This window comes from Comamonas nitrativorans (assembly GCF_042654765.1).
GTDB lineage: Bacteria > Pseudomonadota > Gammaproteobacteria > Burkholderiales > Burkholderiaceae_C > Comamonas > Comamonas nitrativorans.
Map to the genome: position 1 here is coordinate 184,139 of NZ_JBHSEW010000008.1, position 15,065 is coordinate 199,203.

General features: G+C 64.5%; 10 protein-coding genes and 2 pseudogenes. 6 read left to right on the top strand and 6 right to left on the bottom strand.

All coding sequences use genetic code 11. The annotated features are described in order from the left end of the window. Nucleotides 1-74: 74 nt before the first annotated feature. Nucleotides 75-2,954 (bottom strand): valine--tRNA ligase, encoded by a 2,880-nt coding sequence (locus ACFO3A_RS10655; protein WP_377726206.1) that lies wholly within the window; start codon nt 2,952-2,954, stop codon nt 75-77. 361 nt (nt 2,955-3,315) lie between these two features. Here ACFO3A_RS10655 and ACFO3A_RS10660 point away from each other — a divergent pair, with 361 nt between their 5' ends. Then, nucleotides 3,316-4,227 (top strand): DMT family transporter, encoded by a 912-nt coding sequence (locus tag ACFO3A_RS10660; RefSeq protein ID WP_377726207.1) that lies wholly within the window; start codon nt 3,316-3,318, stop codon nt 4,225-4,227. 4 nt (nt 4,228-4,231) lie between these two features. On the opposite strand, the gene ACFO3A_RS10665 is transcribed toward ACFO3A_RS10660, so the two are convergent. Then, nucleotides 4,232-4,672, bottom strand: coding sequence for an Lrp/AsnC family transcriptional regulator (locus ACFO3A_RS10665; RefSeq protein ID WP_377726223.1), 441 nt, complete (start codon nt 4,670-4,672; stop codon nt 4,232-4,234). Nucleotides 4,673-4,801: 129 nt separating this feature from the next. On the opposite strand from ACFO3A_RS10665, the gene ACFO3A_RS10670 reads away from it, so the two are divergent. The 3 genes and pseudogenes from ACFO3A_RS10670 to ACFO3A_RS10680 form a co-directional block, all read left to right on the top strand. Beyond that, entirely contained in the window at nt 4,802-5,905 is a 1,104-nt protein-coding gene (locus tag ACFO3A_RS10670) for an ornithine cyclodeaminase (protein WP_377726209.1), read from the top strand. 32 nt (nt 5,906-5,937) lie between these two features. After that, a complete protein-coding gene (gene rocF / locus ACFO3A_RS10675) occupies nt 5,938-6,879 on the top strand; it encodes an arginase (RefSeq protein ID WP_377726210.1) in 942 nt (313 codons plus the stop codon). Nucleotides 6,880-6,894: 15 nt separating this feature from the next. Further along, nucleotides 6,895-7,071: pseudogene (locus ACFO3A_RS10680) on the top strand (amino acid permease); the annotation flags it as partial. 112 nt (nt 7,072-7,183) lie between these two features. On the opposite strand, the gene ACFO3A_RS10685 reads toward ACFO3A_RS10680, so the two are convergent. From ACFO3A_RS10685 to hemC, 4 genes are read right to left on the bottom strand one after another with little or no spacing between them, the layout of a single operon-like run. After that, a complete protein-coding gene (locus ACFO3A_RS10685) occupies nt 7,184-8,458 on the bottom strand; it encodes a heme biosynthesis protein HemY (protein WP_377726225.1) in 1,275 nt (424 codons plus the stop codon). Nucleotides 8,459-8,480: 22 nt separating this feature from the next. Continuing rightward, nucleotides 8,481-9,584: a uroporphyrinogen-III C-methyltransferase gene (locus tag ACFO3A_RS10690; RefSeq protein WP_377726211.1), complete on the bottom strand. Its 1,104-nt coding sequence runs from the start codon at nt 9,582-9,584 to the stop codon at nt 8,481-8,483. Further along, nucleotides 9,581-10,402: a uroporphyrinogen-III synthase gene (locus ACFO3A_RS10695; protein ID WP_377726213.1), complete on the bottom strand. Its 822-nt coding sequence runs from the start codon at nt 10,400-10,402 to the stop codon at nt 9,581-9,583. The genes ACFO3A_RS10690 and ACFO3A_RS10695 overlap by 4 nt, the downstream gene beginning before the upstream one ends. Before the next feature lie 6 nt (nt 10,403-10,408). Continuing rightward, a complete protein-coding gene (gene hemC, locus ACFO3A_RS10700; protein WP_377726215.1) occupies nt 10,409-11,341 on the bottom strand; it encodes a hydroxymethylbilane synthase in 933 nt (310 codons plus the stop codon). Nucleotides 11,342-11,427: 86 nt separating this feature from the next. Here hemC and ppc point away from each other — a divergent pair, with 86 nt between their 5' ends. Together ppc and rhuM are read left to right on the top strand one after the other, a co-directional pair. After that, nucleotides 11,428-14,259 (top strand): phosphoenolpyruvate carboxylase, encoded by a 2,832-nt coding sequence (gene ppc / locus ACFO3A_RS10705; protein WP_377726217.1) that lies wholly within the window; start codon nt 11,428-11,430, stop codon nt 14,257-14,259. A 232-nt stretch (nt 14,260-14,491) separates the two neighbouring features. Further along, a pseudogene (gene rhuM / locus ACFO3A_RS10710) lies at nt 14,492-14,707 on the top strand (RhuM family protein); the annotation flags it as partial. Between the last annotated feature and the right edge of the window lie 358 nt (nt 14,708-15,065).

The following is a 15,065-nucleotide window of genomic DNA, read 5'->3' on the forward strand; positions in this document are numbered from 1 at the left end:
TATATAAGGACTTCAGATGGTTTTAATGCTGAAATCCAGGGTATTCAAGCGCAAGAAGCTCCTGTTTTTATAGATCAACCCAGGCGGGCCAGTTGTTCCTGGATGCGGGCCAGGGTGGCGCTGAAATCGGCCACGCGCTTTTTCTCCTGTTCCAGCACGGCGGCGGGGGCCTTGGCGCAGAAGGCTTCGTTGGACAGCTTGCCGTTGGCCTTGGCGATTTCGCCTTGCAGGCGGGCCGCTTCCTTGCCCAGGCGGGCTTTTTCGGCGGCCACGTCGATTTCCACGAACAGCGCCAGACGGGCGTTGCCGACCACGCTGACCGGGGCGTTCTGCGCTTCTTTTTCCCAGGCGGCGGCATCGTCGAAGACTTTCACGTCGCTGAGTTTGGCCAGGTTCTTCAGCACGGCGGCGTTGGTGCGCAGGAATTGCGCATCTTCCGCCGTATCGGCCACGGCCAGCAGCGGCAGGCGCTGCGCGGGGGAGACGCCCATTTCGCCGCGCAGGGTGCGGCAGGCATCGACCATGGCCTTGAGCTGCTGCACGTAGCTTTCGGCGGCCTCGTCGATTTTTTCCGGCTGGGATTGCGGGTAGGCGGCAATGGCAATGGATGCGCCTTGCAGGCCGGCGATGGGGGCCACCACCTGCCACAGCGCTTCGGTGACGAAGGGGATGATGGGGTGGGCCAGCCGCAGGATGGTTTCCAGCACCCGGATCAGGGTGCGGCGCGTGGCGCGTTGCTGGGCCTCGGTGCCGGTCTGGATTTGCACCTTGGCGATTTCCAGGTACCAGTCGCAGAACTCGTTCCAGACAAAGTCGTAGATGGTGTTGGCGACGTTGTCCAAGCGGTAGTCGGCAAAGCCCTGGGCCACTTGCGCCTCCACTTTTTGCAGGCGCGAGACGATCCAGCGGTCGGGCTGGCTGAAGTGCAGGTAGCCGTCATGGCAGCCCTGGGTGGTGTCCAGGCCGCAGTCCTGGCCCTCGCAATTCATCAGCACGAAGCGGCTGGCGTTCCACAGCTTGTTGCAGAAGTTGCGGTAGCCCTCGCAGCGCTTGCTGTCGAAGTTGATGCTGCGGCCCAGCGATGCCAGCGCGGCAAAGGTGAAGCGCAGCGCGTCGGCGCCGTAGGCGGGGATGCCGTCGGGAAACTCTTTTTCCGTGGCCTTGCGCACCTTGGGCGCGGTTTCCGGGCGGCGCAGGCCTTGTGTGCGCTTGTCCAGCAGGGGCTCCAGCGCAATGCCGTCGATCAAATCCACCGGGTCCAGCACGTTGCCTTCGGACTTGCTCATTTTCTTGCCCTGTGCGTCCAGCACCAGGCCGTGGATGTAGACGTGCTTGAACGGCACGCGCCCGGTGAAGTGCGTACTCATCATGATCATCCGGGCGACCCAGAAAAAGATGATGTCGTAGCCCGTGACCAGCACGCTGCTGGGCAGGTAGAGGTTGTAGTCGTCCGTGGCCGCATCGCCCTGGTTGGGCCAGCCCATCGTAGAGAAGGGCACCAGGGCGCTGGAGTACCAGGTGTCCAGCACGTCGGCATCGCGCTTCAAAGTTTTGCCGGGGGCTTGCGCCTGGGCTTCTTGTTCGTTCTTGGCGACGTAGACCTTGCCGTCCTCGTCGTACCAGGCGGGAATCTGGTGGCCCCACCACAACTGGCGGCTGATGCACCAGTCCTGGATGTTGTTCATCCACTGGTTGTAGGTATTGACCCAGTTTTCAGGCACGAACTGCACCTGGCCGCTGGCGACTGCGTCGATGGCTTTTTGTGCGATGGATTTGCCGGTGGCGTCGCCCGTGCCGTCCTTGGCGACCTTGTTCATGGCCAGGAACCACTGGTCGGTCAGCATCGGCTCGATCACCTGCCCGGTGCGGGTGCAGATGGGCACCATCAGCTTGTGTTTTTTCGTCTCGACCAGCAGGCCCAGCGCTTCCAGGTCGGCCACGACGGCCTTGCGGGCGGCAAAGCGCTCCAGGCCCCGGTATTTTTCCGGTGCGTTGTCGTTGATGGTGGCGGTCAGCGTCAGCACGCAGATCATCGGCAGGCCGTGGCGCTGGCCCACGGCATAGTCGTTCTGGTCGTGCGCGGGGGTGACTTTCACCACGCCGGTGCCGAAGGCGCGATCGACGTACTCATCGGCAATCACCGGGATTTCGCGCTCGCACAGCGGCAGCTTGACGCTTTTGCCGATCAGGTGCCGGTAGCGCTCGTCCTCGGGATGCACCATCACGGCCACGTCGCCCAGCATGGTTTCCGGGCGGGTGGTGGCAACGACGAGCTGGCCCGAGCCATCGGCCAGGGGGTAGGCGATGTGCCACAGCGAGCCGTCTTTTTCTTCGTTTTCCACCTCCAGATCGGACACCGCCGATTGCAGCACCGGGTCCCAGTTCACCAGCCGCTTGCCGCGGTAAATCAGCCCTTGTTCGTACAGCTTGACGAAGGTTTCCGTGACGACTTTGGAGAGCTTGTCGTCCATCGTGAAGTATTCGCGGCTCCAGTCCACCGTGTCGCCCAGGCGGCGCATCTGCGTGGTGATGGTGTTGCCGGATTTTTCCTTCCATTTCCACACTTTCTTCACGAATTCGGGGCGGCCCAGGTCGTGGCGGCTGATGCCTTGTTCCTGCAACTGGCGCTCCACCACGATCTGGGTGGCGATGCCGGCGTGGTCGGTGCCGGGAATCCAGGCGGTGTTGCAGCCCAGCATCCGGTGGTAGCGCGTCAGGCTGTCCATGATGGTTTGGTTGAAGGCGTGGCCCATGTGCAGCGTGCCCGTTACGTTGGGCGGCGGCAGCTGGATGGCGAAGGCCGGTGCGCCGGCATCCGGCTGGCCCGTGCCGCGCACACCGGCGTGGCCGTAGCCGCGTTTTTCCCACTCTGGCCCCCAATGGGCTTCCAGGGCGGCGGGTTCAAAGGATTTGGAGAGGCTCTCCAGGCCGGGTTGGGCAGGGGTATCGCTCATGGGTGCTGTCTTCGTATGCGTAATACATGCAAACGGCATCCCGCAGGATGCCGCCGAATGATGGGAAAGGAGGGGAGACGGATGGCGGGATTTTAGAGCGTGTTCATAGCGAGCTGAGGAACCCTCTGAGGAGCCGCCATGCCTTCGAGAGCCTGTTCGCTATCTCTTTTGCCGCTGCGCTGCTGCTGGCCCTTCACCGTTGAGGGAGTGGCGGAAAGCAAGGGCAGGCGCACAACGATATATCAATTTTAAATCGATGAACTATATATTGGTATTTCACAGTATGGATGCGATGCGTTTCAATGGCGGCTTTGGATGATTCAGGATATATATGTATACAAGACATCTCCTTGCTGGAGTTATGTACGTATCAGTCGCTTGTGCTTGCTGGGCATATGCGTTTGTCGTACCAATTTTTTTACATGGCTATAGTCCAACGCAAATTGCGATTGCCAGATATTTCTTTTATGGAATGTTGTCGGTCGTCCTGTTTTTTACCGCCAGTGGTAGAAAACGCTTTCCTTTGAAATATTGGCTGATGGCGTTCTTCCTTGGCCTGACAGGCAATGTTTTATATTATTATCTTTTGGTTATTGGAATCAACCTCACCGGGCCGGAGATCGCTATTCCGATTGGGGGCATGATGCCGGTTGCGGTTGCAATTCTTGGGAACTGGTTGCTGAAAGAATTTCCGTTGTCCAAGATTGCGATGCCACTCACTGTATCCTTTGTGGGGTTGCTTTTCGTGAACTTCACCTATCTGCCTGCTGGAGAAGGGGTGTCTGGTGGGGCTGTTTTTGGAATCCTGGCGAGCTGTGCATCACTCATGCTTTGGTCTTGGTACGGTGTGACGAATGCAGCTTTTTTGAAGCGCAATAGTGACATCAATTCTTCAACATGGACGAATATGATTGGCATTATGTCCTTGGTGCAAGTGCTGATGTGGGGAGGAGTGGATTATTTTTATTTTGGATATACGCAGATTCCCTCCATTGCCACCAAGGATTTTTTATCATTTTGCTTGTGGACGGCTTCTTTGGGCATCGTATCGTCCTGGCTCGGTACGATGGCGTGGAATATAGGGGCGAAAAAATTACCAATCACGTTGGCAGGTCAATTTATCGTTATGGAACCTTTGTTGGGGTTGGTATATGTATTTCTCTATAAGGGGAAATTGCCAACCATACTGGAAATGGCCGGTTTTGCGGTTTGTATACTGGGAATTGTATTGACGTTGCGAAAAATTCAAGGTTTGCGCCTACAGGCTGCCTAAGTATTTATTCACCGTCGCCCTGCGTGGCCCGCAGGGTTTCCAGGTGGATGTTCGTCTCGGTATGGCGGATGCCCTTGATGAGCCGGATGCGCTCCAGCACGCGCGACAGGCCTGCCGGGCTGTCGGCCTGCAATTCGGCCAGCAAATCCCACTGGCCGTTGGTGGCGTGCAGCGCCTGCACGCCCGGTTCGCCCAGCAGGCTGGTGGCGACGCGCCCGGCCTCGTTGCCTTCGATGGTGATGCTCATCCAGGCTTGCAGGGCGGTGGTGGCCACGGCGGGGCGCAGGCGCACGGTGTAGCCGACGATGATGCCGCTGTCTTCCAGCTTGCGCAGCCGGTTGGTAACGGTGCCGCGCGAAACGCCCAGCCGCGCTGCCAGGGTGGCGACGCTTTCGCGGGCGTTGTGGCGCAGCATGGCGATCAGGCGCTGGTCGATGGCATCCAGATTGTTCATTGTGTCAATTTTCCTTGTGCAATCTGCCAGAAAGGCCTGCATTATGGTGCAGTGTTGCCGATTTGAATTGCCGTGGGCCTGTGGGAGACTTTTGTGGTCGATACACAGCAGGAGACTTCCATGACCATTCAAACCAAACCCACCCCGTCCGTGCAGACCGATTTCCTCAGCGCCAGCGATGCGGCACGGCTTGTCGCCCGCGTGGGCATCGTCAGCGTGCTGCGCATGATGGCCCAGGCCATCGAAGACGATTACCTGCGTTGGCAGGACTTCGACAAGTCCGCCCGCACTGCCGCGCATTCGGAAAACGGCGTGATCGAACTCATGCCCGTGGCCGACACGCGTGACTACGCCTTCAAATACGTCAATGGCCACCCCATCAACACCCGCCACGGCCTGCCGACGGTGATGGCCTTCGGCGCCCTGGCCGACGTGCCGACGGGGATGCCGCGCTTTGTCAGCGAACTGACGCTGACCACCGCGCTGCGCACGGCCGCCACGTCGGTGATGGTGGCGCGGCGCCTGGCCCGCGCGGACAGCCGCAGCATGGCGCTGATCGGCAACGGTTCGCAAAGCGAGTTTCAGGCGCTGGCCTTCATGGGGCTGTTGGGCGTGCGTGAGCTGCGCCTGTTCGACATCGACCCGGCCACCTCGCAAAAGCTGCTGCGCAATCTGGAGCCTTTCCTGCACGAGTTCGGCGCCACGGCGCAGGTTTACCCCGGCGTGCAGGAGGCCGTGCGCGGCGCGGACATCGTGACCACGGTGACGGCGGACAAGGCCTACGCCACCATCCTGCCCGCCAGCATGGTCGAGCCGGGCATGCACATCAACGCCGTGGGCGGCGACTGCCCCGGCAAGACGGAGCTGGAGGCCGACGTGCTGCACCGCGCCGACGTGTTCGTCGAATACGAGCCGCAAACGCGCATCGAGGGCGAATTGCAGCAAATGCCTGCCGATTTCGCCGTGACCGAGTTCTGGCGCGTGTTGCAGGGGCTGGCAGCGGGGCGCACCTCGGCGCAGCAGGTCACCGTGTTCGATTCGGTGGGCTTTGCGCTGGAGGATTACTCCGCCCTGCGCTCCATGCACGCCCTGGCCCGCAGCGCCGGGCTGCTGGCGCAGATCGAGCTGATTCCCTCGCTGGATGACCCCAAGGACTTGTTTGCCGTGGTGCGGCAAGCCCAGGCCACGCAGGCCAGCCTGAATGCCGCCCGCAAGGCCGCCTGAATTTGTCGAACACGCCACTCTGGAGTTACGCCATGAACCACCAACAACCATCCCAGCAAGCAACCCAGGTCGCCCTGATCGGCGTCCCCACCGATGTCGGCGCATCGCGCCTGGGCGCGGCCATGGGGCCGGACGCCCTGCGCGTGGCCCAGCTCGGCTCGGCGCTGGCCCACCTGGGCGTGCAGGCGCACGACATCGGCAACCTGGCCGGCCCGCCCAACCCGCGCGGCGAGCGCGACGATGCCGGGATGCGCAACCTGGCCGAATGCCTGGCCTGGAACCAGATCACGCACGATGCCGTGTGGCAGGCGTTGCAGCAGGGGCGCCTGCCCATCATGCTGGGCGGCGACCATGTGCTGGCCACCGGCTCGATCAGCGCCGTGGCCCGCCACTGCCGCGCCAAGGGCCAGCGCCTGCGCGTGCTGTGGCTGGATGCGCATTCGGACTGCAACACGCCCGACAACTCGCCCAGCGGCAACATGCACGGCATGCCCGTGGCCAGCCTGTGCGGGCTGGGGCCGCGTGCGCTGGCCGAAATGTCCGGCCAGCTGCCGGCGCTGCCCGCATCGGCCTTCTGCCAGATCGGCCTGCGCAGCGTGGATGCCTATGAAAAACACATGATCCGCGAGCTGGGCCTGGAGGTGTACGACATGCGGGCCATCGACGAGCTGGGCATGCGCGAAGTCATGCGCCGCGCCCTGGCCGACCTGGGGCCGGACGACCACCTGCACCTGAGCTTCGACGTGGACTTTCTCGACCCCGAGATCGCCCCCGGCACGGGCACCCCGGTGCGCGGCGGCCCCAACTACCGCGAGGCCCAGCTGTGCATGGAAATGATTGCCGACACGGGCCGCCTGGGGTCACTGGACATCGTGGAGCTGAACCCGGCCCTGGACCTGCGCAACCAGACGGCCGAGCTGGTGGTCGATCTGGTGCAAAGCCTGTTTGGCCAAAGCACGCTGGTGCGGCCATAGCCCAGCGCTGACTTCTCGCTGGGGCAGAACTACCAGGCGTTTCTGCAGGACAGCATCAACTGGGCCGAGGTGATCGCCACCTACATCGGCATTCCGCTGTTCCTGGCGGTGTGGCTGGGCTACAGGCTGGTGAAAAAGACGCGCTTCGTTCGTTATGCGCAGATGCGGTTCCCCGAAGCGCAGAAGCGTTGAAAACGGCAGTTGTTTATAAAAAATGAAGCTTTTTGCGCTGATAAATAGAAGGTTTCAGATATAAAAATACCTGAAACCCTTGTATATCGGGCGGAAGAAGCTACTTCTTTTATCAATCCTGTGCCAAAGCTGCCTTGCGCCAGGCAGTGGCGGCGGCTGCCGGGTCGCCGCGCTGCTCGGCCAACACGGCCAGCGCCCGCCAGCAACTGGCCTGCAGGGCGTTGTCGTTCAACCGGGGCAGGCTTTGGCGCAGCAATTGTTCAGCCTTGCCCCACAGCTGGCGCTGCACGCAGGCCATGCCGCCCAGGTATTGCAGCAGGGCTTCCTTGGGGTACTGGTGCTGGGCCTGTTCGATGCGTTTGAGCCAGGCGCCGTCCAGGTCTTCCAGGCTGTGTTGCAAGGCCAGGAACAGGCGCTGGGCCTGGTAGTGGGGCAGTTGCCCCTGGATGTAAGCCTCCCAGATGGGCAGCAGCCATTGCCGGGCCTGGGCAGCATCGCCTGCCAGGGCGATCCACCGGCGCACGGCGGGCAGGGCAATGTCCGGATGTTGCTGCTCGGTGGCGGGCAGGCTGCGCCAGAGTTTTTCCAGCTGCTGGGTATCGTGGCAGGCGCGGATTTCCTCGCCGACCAGGCTGGCAATCAGGCTGCTGGCGCTGTCCGGGGTGAAGCCGCCGTGCTTGGCCAGCAGGCGGGCGGTTTCCAGGGCAGTGGCGTTGTCCCGCGCCAGCCGTGCGGCCTTGAGCTTGATGCGCAGCGCCAGCGTGCGCCGGGCCGCCCCGTGCGGCAACTGGGCCAGGCGGTGCAGGCTTTCCTGCGGGTTGCGGTCGTCCAGAGCCCAGCGGGCGGCCCGCATCTGGGCGCCTTCGCGCACTTCCTGGGCCAGGGGGCTGGGCTGCTGGCTGGTGTCCTCCAGAAGCTGGGCGTAGTGCCGGTCGCGGGCGCCGGGGTCTTGCAGGGCATGGGCGCTGTCGGCGGCCAGCAGGTGGGCGATGGAGCGCAGGCTGCTATCCAGCGGTACGGCGGCGTTGCTGTGGTGCAGGCTGGCGCTGTGCGCCAGCAGCTCCTGCGCGGATTTGCCGGCCCGCACGAAGCGCCCGGCCTGCTGGTGGGCCAGGCTGCTGATGAGGGCGGCGTAGAGCTGGCGCTCCTTTTGCTGCTGGCGCCAGCGCCGCGTCTGCGCGGGCAATTGCCCCAGCACGGCGATGCCGCGCAGGCTGGCGTAGCACAGCACGAACAGGGCCAGCAGCGCAAGCAGCGCCATGTTCAGTGAAATATCGACCCGGTACGGCGGCCAGAACAGGCTGACCATGCCCTGGTTGTTGCCCGCAAACAGGGCCAGGGCGACGGCCAGGGCGAACAGGCCCACAAACCACAGTGCGGCACGCATCATTGCGGTGATTTCCTTCTCGTTATTCCCGGCGGGCCGTGGCGTTGGCCAGGGCGGTCAGGGTGTCGTCCAGGCTGGGCTGCTGGTTGTTGCGCAACTGCTCCTGCAACTGGGCCAGGGTGGCCTGGACGCTGTGGGTGCGCCGGGCATTGACCACGAAGTATTTGCCGATGCTGGCCTGCACCACGCCCAGGTCGGAGGCCGCGGCGGTGTACTGGCGCCCGAGGATGGCCAGCCGGGCGTTGAGCAGTTGCAGCTTGAGGTTTTCGCGCAGGAAGATGCCTTCCTGCGGGGCCAGCAGCGCCGCTTCCGGGCCGGAGATGGTGCTGACGCGCAGCAGGTCACCCGCTTCGGCGCGGATGCTGCCCCACAGCGCCCGGCCCTGCGCCTGCCAGCCTTGCCACCAGGACGGGGCGGTGGCCGTCGCAGCGTCGGCATCGGTACGGGGGGCCGTGGCGTGGCGCGGCGGAAGGGCTTCCTGCGCCGTGGTGGGTTTGCCGTTTTGCAGGGGCAGCTCGTCGAGTTGGCGCAGCACCTCGTCCAGGCGGGTGAGCAGGCTGGCGGTATCGACCGACTGGGTCTGGCGCAGGCGCTCCAGATCGCGCTCCATGGCGCGTTGCACCAGGGCCAGACTGGGCTGGGCCGCGCCTTCGATGCGCTTGCTGGCGCTTTTCAGGCTGGCGATCAGCGGGGCGGTGCTGCCGGTGAGCTGGGCCTGCTGCACGGCCAGACGCATGGCCGCTTCCAGATCGAGGGCCAAAGTGTCCTCGCGCGAGCGCGACAGGTTATGCACCAGCTCTTCCAACTGGCCGCGTTGCAGGCTGACGTCGGCCAGCCGGGCTTCGGCCACGGTCAGTCGGGCGTTGGCAGCCAGCACCTGCTCCTGCGCCTCTTTGGCCAGGGTGCGGGCTTCCTGCGCCTGGGCGTTGGCCTGGGCGCTTTGCTGGGCCAGCCGCTCCTGCATGGTCTGCACCTTGTTCCAGGCCGTCAGGCTGCTGGCCAATCCGGCGGCAGCCAGCAACAGGGCCAGCCACGTCCAGCCGGGGGCCGCCGGGGCCGGGGTGCGGGGCGCTGCAGCGTCGAAGGGCACAGCGTGGGAGGGGATGGTGGGGCCGTCAGCACTCATGACTGCGATTGTATAAAGCGGTGGATGTCGTCCAGTGCCGGGCGGGTCGTCAGCACCCGGCCAAAGCCGAGGGCCTGCGCCTGCTGCGCGATACGGGGGTGGGTGGCCAGCGCGGCGTGCGCCTGCCAGGTCAGTTCGGGGGCCAGGGCGGCCAGATGCTGCAGGCACTCGCTGCTGCTGAACAGCCAGCACGCGCCCTGGGCGTGCAACTGGTGCAGCCGGGCCTGCCAGGCGGGCGTGGCCGCGGGCGCATGGCGTTCATACACCGGGGCGAACACGGCCTGGGCGCCTCGGGCCTGCAATTGCGTGGCCAGCCAGGCGCGGCCCGTGCCCTGGGCCGGTTCGGGATTGTTCAGCCCGTCGGCACCGCGCACGATCAGCACGCGGTCGCCGTGGCGCACCTGGGGGGCGACGACGGCCCACAGGGTTTCCGATTCGAACTGCGCGGCATCGGCCGGGGGCGCGTCGATCTGTGCGGCGGCCACGCCGGCTTCGCGCAACGCTTGCGTGGTGCCCGGCCCGGGCGACCAGCAACGCGCGGCCAGCGTCGTCGGCGTGACGGCGGCGGCCTGCACCAGCGGATGGGCAAAAAAGTAGCGCACGGCATTCGCGCTGACAAACATCAGCGCCCGGTAGTGCAGGCCATGCGCCATGCCCGCCAGCGCTGCTTGCAGGGCGGCTTGCGCCTGCGGGCTGCGGCTGGGGCCGATGTCCATGAGCGGCAGGCCCTCGGCACGGTAGCCCCGGGCTTGCAAGGCTTGCACCCAGCGCTGGTTGTCCGGTTCGGGCCGGGTGACGATGAGGGGCAGGGCGGCCATGGCGGTTCAGTGGCTTTGCACTTTGGCGCCGCCCGCTTGCAGCGCCTGGGCCACGGCCAGCCCCAGGGCGTCGGCCTGCGCCAGGGTGGTGACGCTGGCCTGCTGCTGCGCCCGCACCAGGGGTTGTTGGCCTTCCGGATCGCCCCAGGCAGCGCGGATGGACAGGGTGTCGCCCTCCAGCGTGGCGTAGGCGGCCAGCGGCACCGAGCAGCTGCCGCCCATGCCCCGGCTGACGGCCCGTTCCGCCGTCACGCGCAGCCACGTCGGCATGTCGACCAGCGGGGCCAGGGCGGTGCGCAGGTCTTCGCGGTCGCTGCGGATTTCAATGCCCAGGGCGCCCTGGCCGGCGGCGGGCAGCATTTCTTCCGGTTCGAAGATGCTGCGGATGCGCTCGTCCATCTTCAGGCGCTTGAGGCCCGCAGCGGCCAGCACGATGGCGTCATACTGGCCTTCGTCGAGCTTGCGCAGGCGCGTATCGAGGTTGCCGCGCAGGGGCACGATCTGCAAGTCCGGGCGCAGGCCGTGCAGCAGCACCTGGCGGCGCAGGCTGGAGGTGCCCACCACTGCGCCTTGCGGCAGTTCGGCCAGGTTGGCGTAACGGGGCGAGACAAAGGCATCGCGCGGGTCTTCACGCTCCATCACGCAGGCCAGGGCGAAGCCCTCGGGCAGTTCCATGGGCACGTCCTTGAGCGAATGCACGGCAATGTGGGCGCGGCCTTCTTCCAGGGCCACTTCCAGCTCTTTCACGAACAGGCCCTTGCCACCGACCTTGGACAGGGTGCGGTCCAGAATCTGGTCGCCCTTGGTCGTCATGCCCAGCAGCTCCACCGCATGGCCCATCTGGCGCAGCAGTGCCTGGACGTGTTCGGCCTGCCACAGGGCCAGACGGCTTTCCCGGGTGGCGATGACGAGGGGGGTATTTTTCAGCGATGGGTGCATTTTGTTCAGTAGCGCAGGCCAGAATAAGCAACCTGGGATGCTAGCATGTGGCGCTGCAACATCCGGACTTTGGAGTATTTCTAACAATGCAAGCCATCCATAGCGCTGCGGGTACGACACCCCCCCCATCCCAGGACAAGGACAAGCCTTTGCAGGAAGACATCCGTCTGCTGGGCAGGATTCTGGGCGACATCATTCGGGAGCAAGAGGGTGCGGCAGCGTTTACCTTGATCGAGCAGGTGCGCCAGCTTTCGGTAGGTTTTCGCCGCGACCACGACCCGGAGGCCGATCGGCAATTGAAAGCCCTGCTCACCAGCCTGAGTACCGGGCAGACGGTCAGCGTCATCCGCGCCTTTACCTACTTCAGCCATCTGGCGAATCTGGCCGAAGACCGCCACCACCTGCGCCGCCGTGCCATCCACGAGCGTGCGGGCAGCGCCCAGGAAGGCAGCATCGAAGTGGCCTTTGCCCGTTTGCAGCAGGCCGGCATCACGCCCGGTGCCATCGCGCAGACGCTGGCCAAGGCCTATGTGGCCCCGGTACTCACCGCCCACCCCACCGAGGTGCAGCGCCAGAGCATTCTGCAGGCCGAGCGCGACATCGCCCGCCTGCTGGCCGAGCGCGACGACATCAGCGCCCGCGCCCAGTTGTTTGCCGGCAGCAAGGATGCCCTGACCCCGCGCCAGCTGGCCGCCAACGAGGCGCAACTGCGTGCCCGCGTCGAGCAGCTGTGGCAGACGCGGCTGCTGCGCCACTCCAAGCTGACGGTGGCCGACGAAATCGAAAACGCCCTGAGCTATTACGAAACCACCTTCCTGCACGAACTGCCCAAGCTCTACGCCAGCCTGGAAGAGGCCCTGCCGGGGCAGGACATCCACAGCTTCATGCGCATGGGCCAATGGATTGGCGGCGACCGCGACGGCAACCCCAACGTCACCGCCCCCACGCTGGAGCTGGCCTTGCGCCGCCAAAGCGAGGTGGCGCTGCGCCACTACCTGAATGAAGTCCACGCCCTGGGCGCAGAGCTGTCCATGTCCAGCGTGCTGGTCAAGGTCACGCCCGCCATGCAGGTGCTGGCCTTGTCCTCGCCCGACACCAACTCGCACCGCCAGGACGAGCCCTATCGCCGCGCCCTGACCGGCGTGTATGCCCGGCTGGCCGCCACGCTCACGCAACTGACCGGCGGGCGCGAGGCCGAGCGCCACGCCGTCGCCGCGCAAAACCCCTATGGCAGTGCTGCCGAGTTCCTGCAGGACTTGCAGACCATCGACGCCTCGCTGTCGCGCCACAACGGCGAGGCGCTGGCCCTGCACCGCCTGCGCCCGCTGATCCGCGCCGTGCAGGTGTTCGGCTTTCACCTGGCTACGGTCGACTTGCGCCAAAGCTCGGACAAGCACGAGGAAGTGCTGGCCGACCTGCTGCGCACCGCCCGCGTCGAGGACAACTACAGCAGCCTGGACGAAGCCCAGCGCTGCGCCCTGCTGCACCGCCTGCTGTGCGATGCCCGGCCGCTGCGCGTGGTCGGTGCGCAGTACGCGCCGCTCACCGTCAGCGAAATCGCCATTTTCGAGATGGCGCACAAGATGCTGCAAACCTACGGGCGCGAGGCCATCCTGCACTACATCATCAGCCACACCGAAACGGTGAGCGACCTGCTCGAAGTGCTGCTGCTGCAAAAGGAAGTGGGCCTGATGCAGGGCACGCTGGACAGTGCCGAGTCCCAGGCGCAGCTCATCGTCGTGCCGCTGTTCGAGACGATTGGCGACCTGCGGGCCGCCGCCAGCATCATGCGCGACTACTACGCCGTGCCCGGCGTCGCCCAGCTCATGCAGCGCAGCGGCGGGGAGCAGGACATCATGCTGGGCTACAGCGACAGCAACAAGGACGGAGGCATCTTCACCAGCAACTGGGAGCTGTACCGCGCCGAGCTGGCCCTGGTCGAAGTGTTCGACCGGCTCGAAGCCGACTACGGCCTGCGCCTGCGCATGTTCCACGGACGCGGCGGCACCGTGGGGCGCGGCGGCGGCCCCAGCTACCAGGCCATCCTGGCGCAGCCGCCGGGCACCGTGCGCGGGCAAATCCGGCTGACGGAGCAGGGCGAGGTCATCGCCTCCAAATACGCCAACCCCGACATTGGCCGGCGCAACCTGGAGACGCTGGCCGTCGCCATGCTCGAAGCCACCCTGCTGCAACCGACCAAGCCGGCCACGCCGGAATTTCTGGCCGCCGCGCAGCAGCTCTCGGACGCCAGCATGGCCGCTTACCGCCATCTGGTGTACGACACCCCCGGCTTTGCCGACTACTTCTTCACCGCCACGCCCATCCGCGAGATTGCGGAGCTGAACATCGGCTCGCGCCCCGCCTCGCGCAAGGCCACGCAGGCCATCGAGGATTTGCGGGCGATTCCCTGGGGCTTCAGCTGGGGCCAGTGCCGGCTGACGCTGCCGGGGTGGCTGGGCTTCGGCTCGGCCGTGCAAGCCTTCCTGGAACAGCCCGGCACCACGCGCGAAGGGCAACTGCAACTGCTGCAAGCCATGTACCGGCAGTGGCCGTTCTTCAGCACCCTGCTGTCCAACATGGACATGGTGCTGGCCAAGAGCGATCTGGCCCTGGCCTCGTGCTACAGCGAACTGGTGGCCGACACGGCCTTGCGCACACGTATCTTCGACGCCATCAGCGCCGAATGGCAGCGCACCGTGGACATGCTGGCCCTGGTCACGGGCGAGGACGACCGCCTGGCCAGCAACCCGGCGCTGGCCCGTTCCATCCGCCACCGCTTCCCCTACATCGACCCGCTGCACCTGCTGCAAGTCGAACTGGTGCGCCGCTGGCGCAGCGGGCAGAACGACGACCGCCTGAAGAACGGCATCCACATCAGCATCAACGGCATTGCCGCCGGATTGCGCAATACGGGGTGATGGGGCGGTAAAACACTTCAAGCTTCATTAAGGAGAGCTGCTACCGCTTATTTATCAATGTTTTTATAGTCAAATTACCTTGAAAATGTTGAGAATAAAGCGGTAGCAGCTCTTTTTTTGTATTCAAGGATGGAAAATGAAGCAGCAGATTCAGATTTTCACCAGCACCGATGGCCAGGCACGGCTTGAAGTTGCGCTAGATAGGGAAACCGTCTGGCTGCGTCAAGAGCAAATGGCTGAACTTTTCGGGCGTGACCGATCCGTCATCACGCGCCACATCGGCAATGTGTTCAAGGAGGAAGAACTGGACGAGAAAAGCAATGTGCAGAATTTGCACATTGCAGGTTCCGACAAGCCGGTGCGTTTCTACAGCCTCGACGTGATCATTTCGGTGGGCTACCGGGTCAAATCGCCGCGTGGCGTGCAATTTCGCCAATGGGCTACCCGCGTGCTGCGCCAGCATCTGGTCGAGGGCTACACACTCAACGAACGCCGCCTGCGCGAGCGCGGCATCGAGTTCGAGCAGGCCGTCAGCCTGTTGTCGCGCACGCTGGCGAACCAGCGACTGGTATCGGCAGAAATTGGACGATGCGCTGGCGGCCATCGCCCAATTCAGTCATCAGTCATCTCGGCACTTTCTCTCGTCATTCCCGCGCAGGCGGGAATCCAGCAGCGGCCTTGTTTGATCCCAGGTTTTAATGGTGCAATCTTTTCCCTTGAATGGAAGGAAGCGCTATGGGCCAGGTTCTGCACGGGAGCGCCAGGACGACGGAGGCAATCCGTCGAACAATACAAAATAGTCAAGA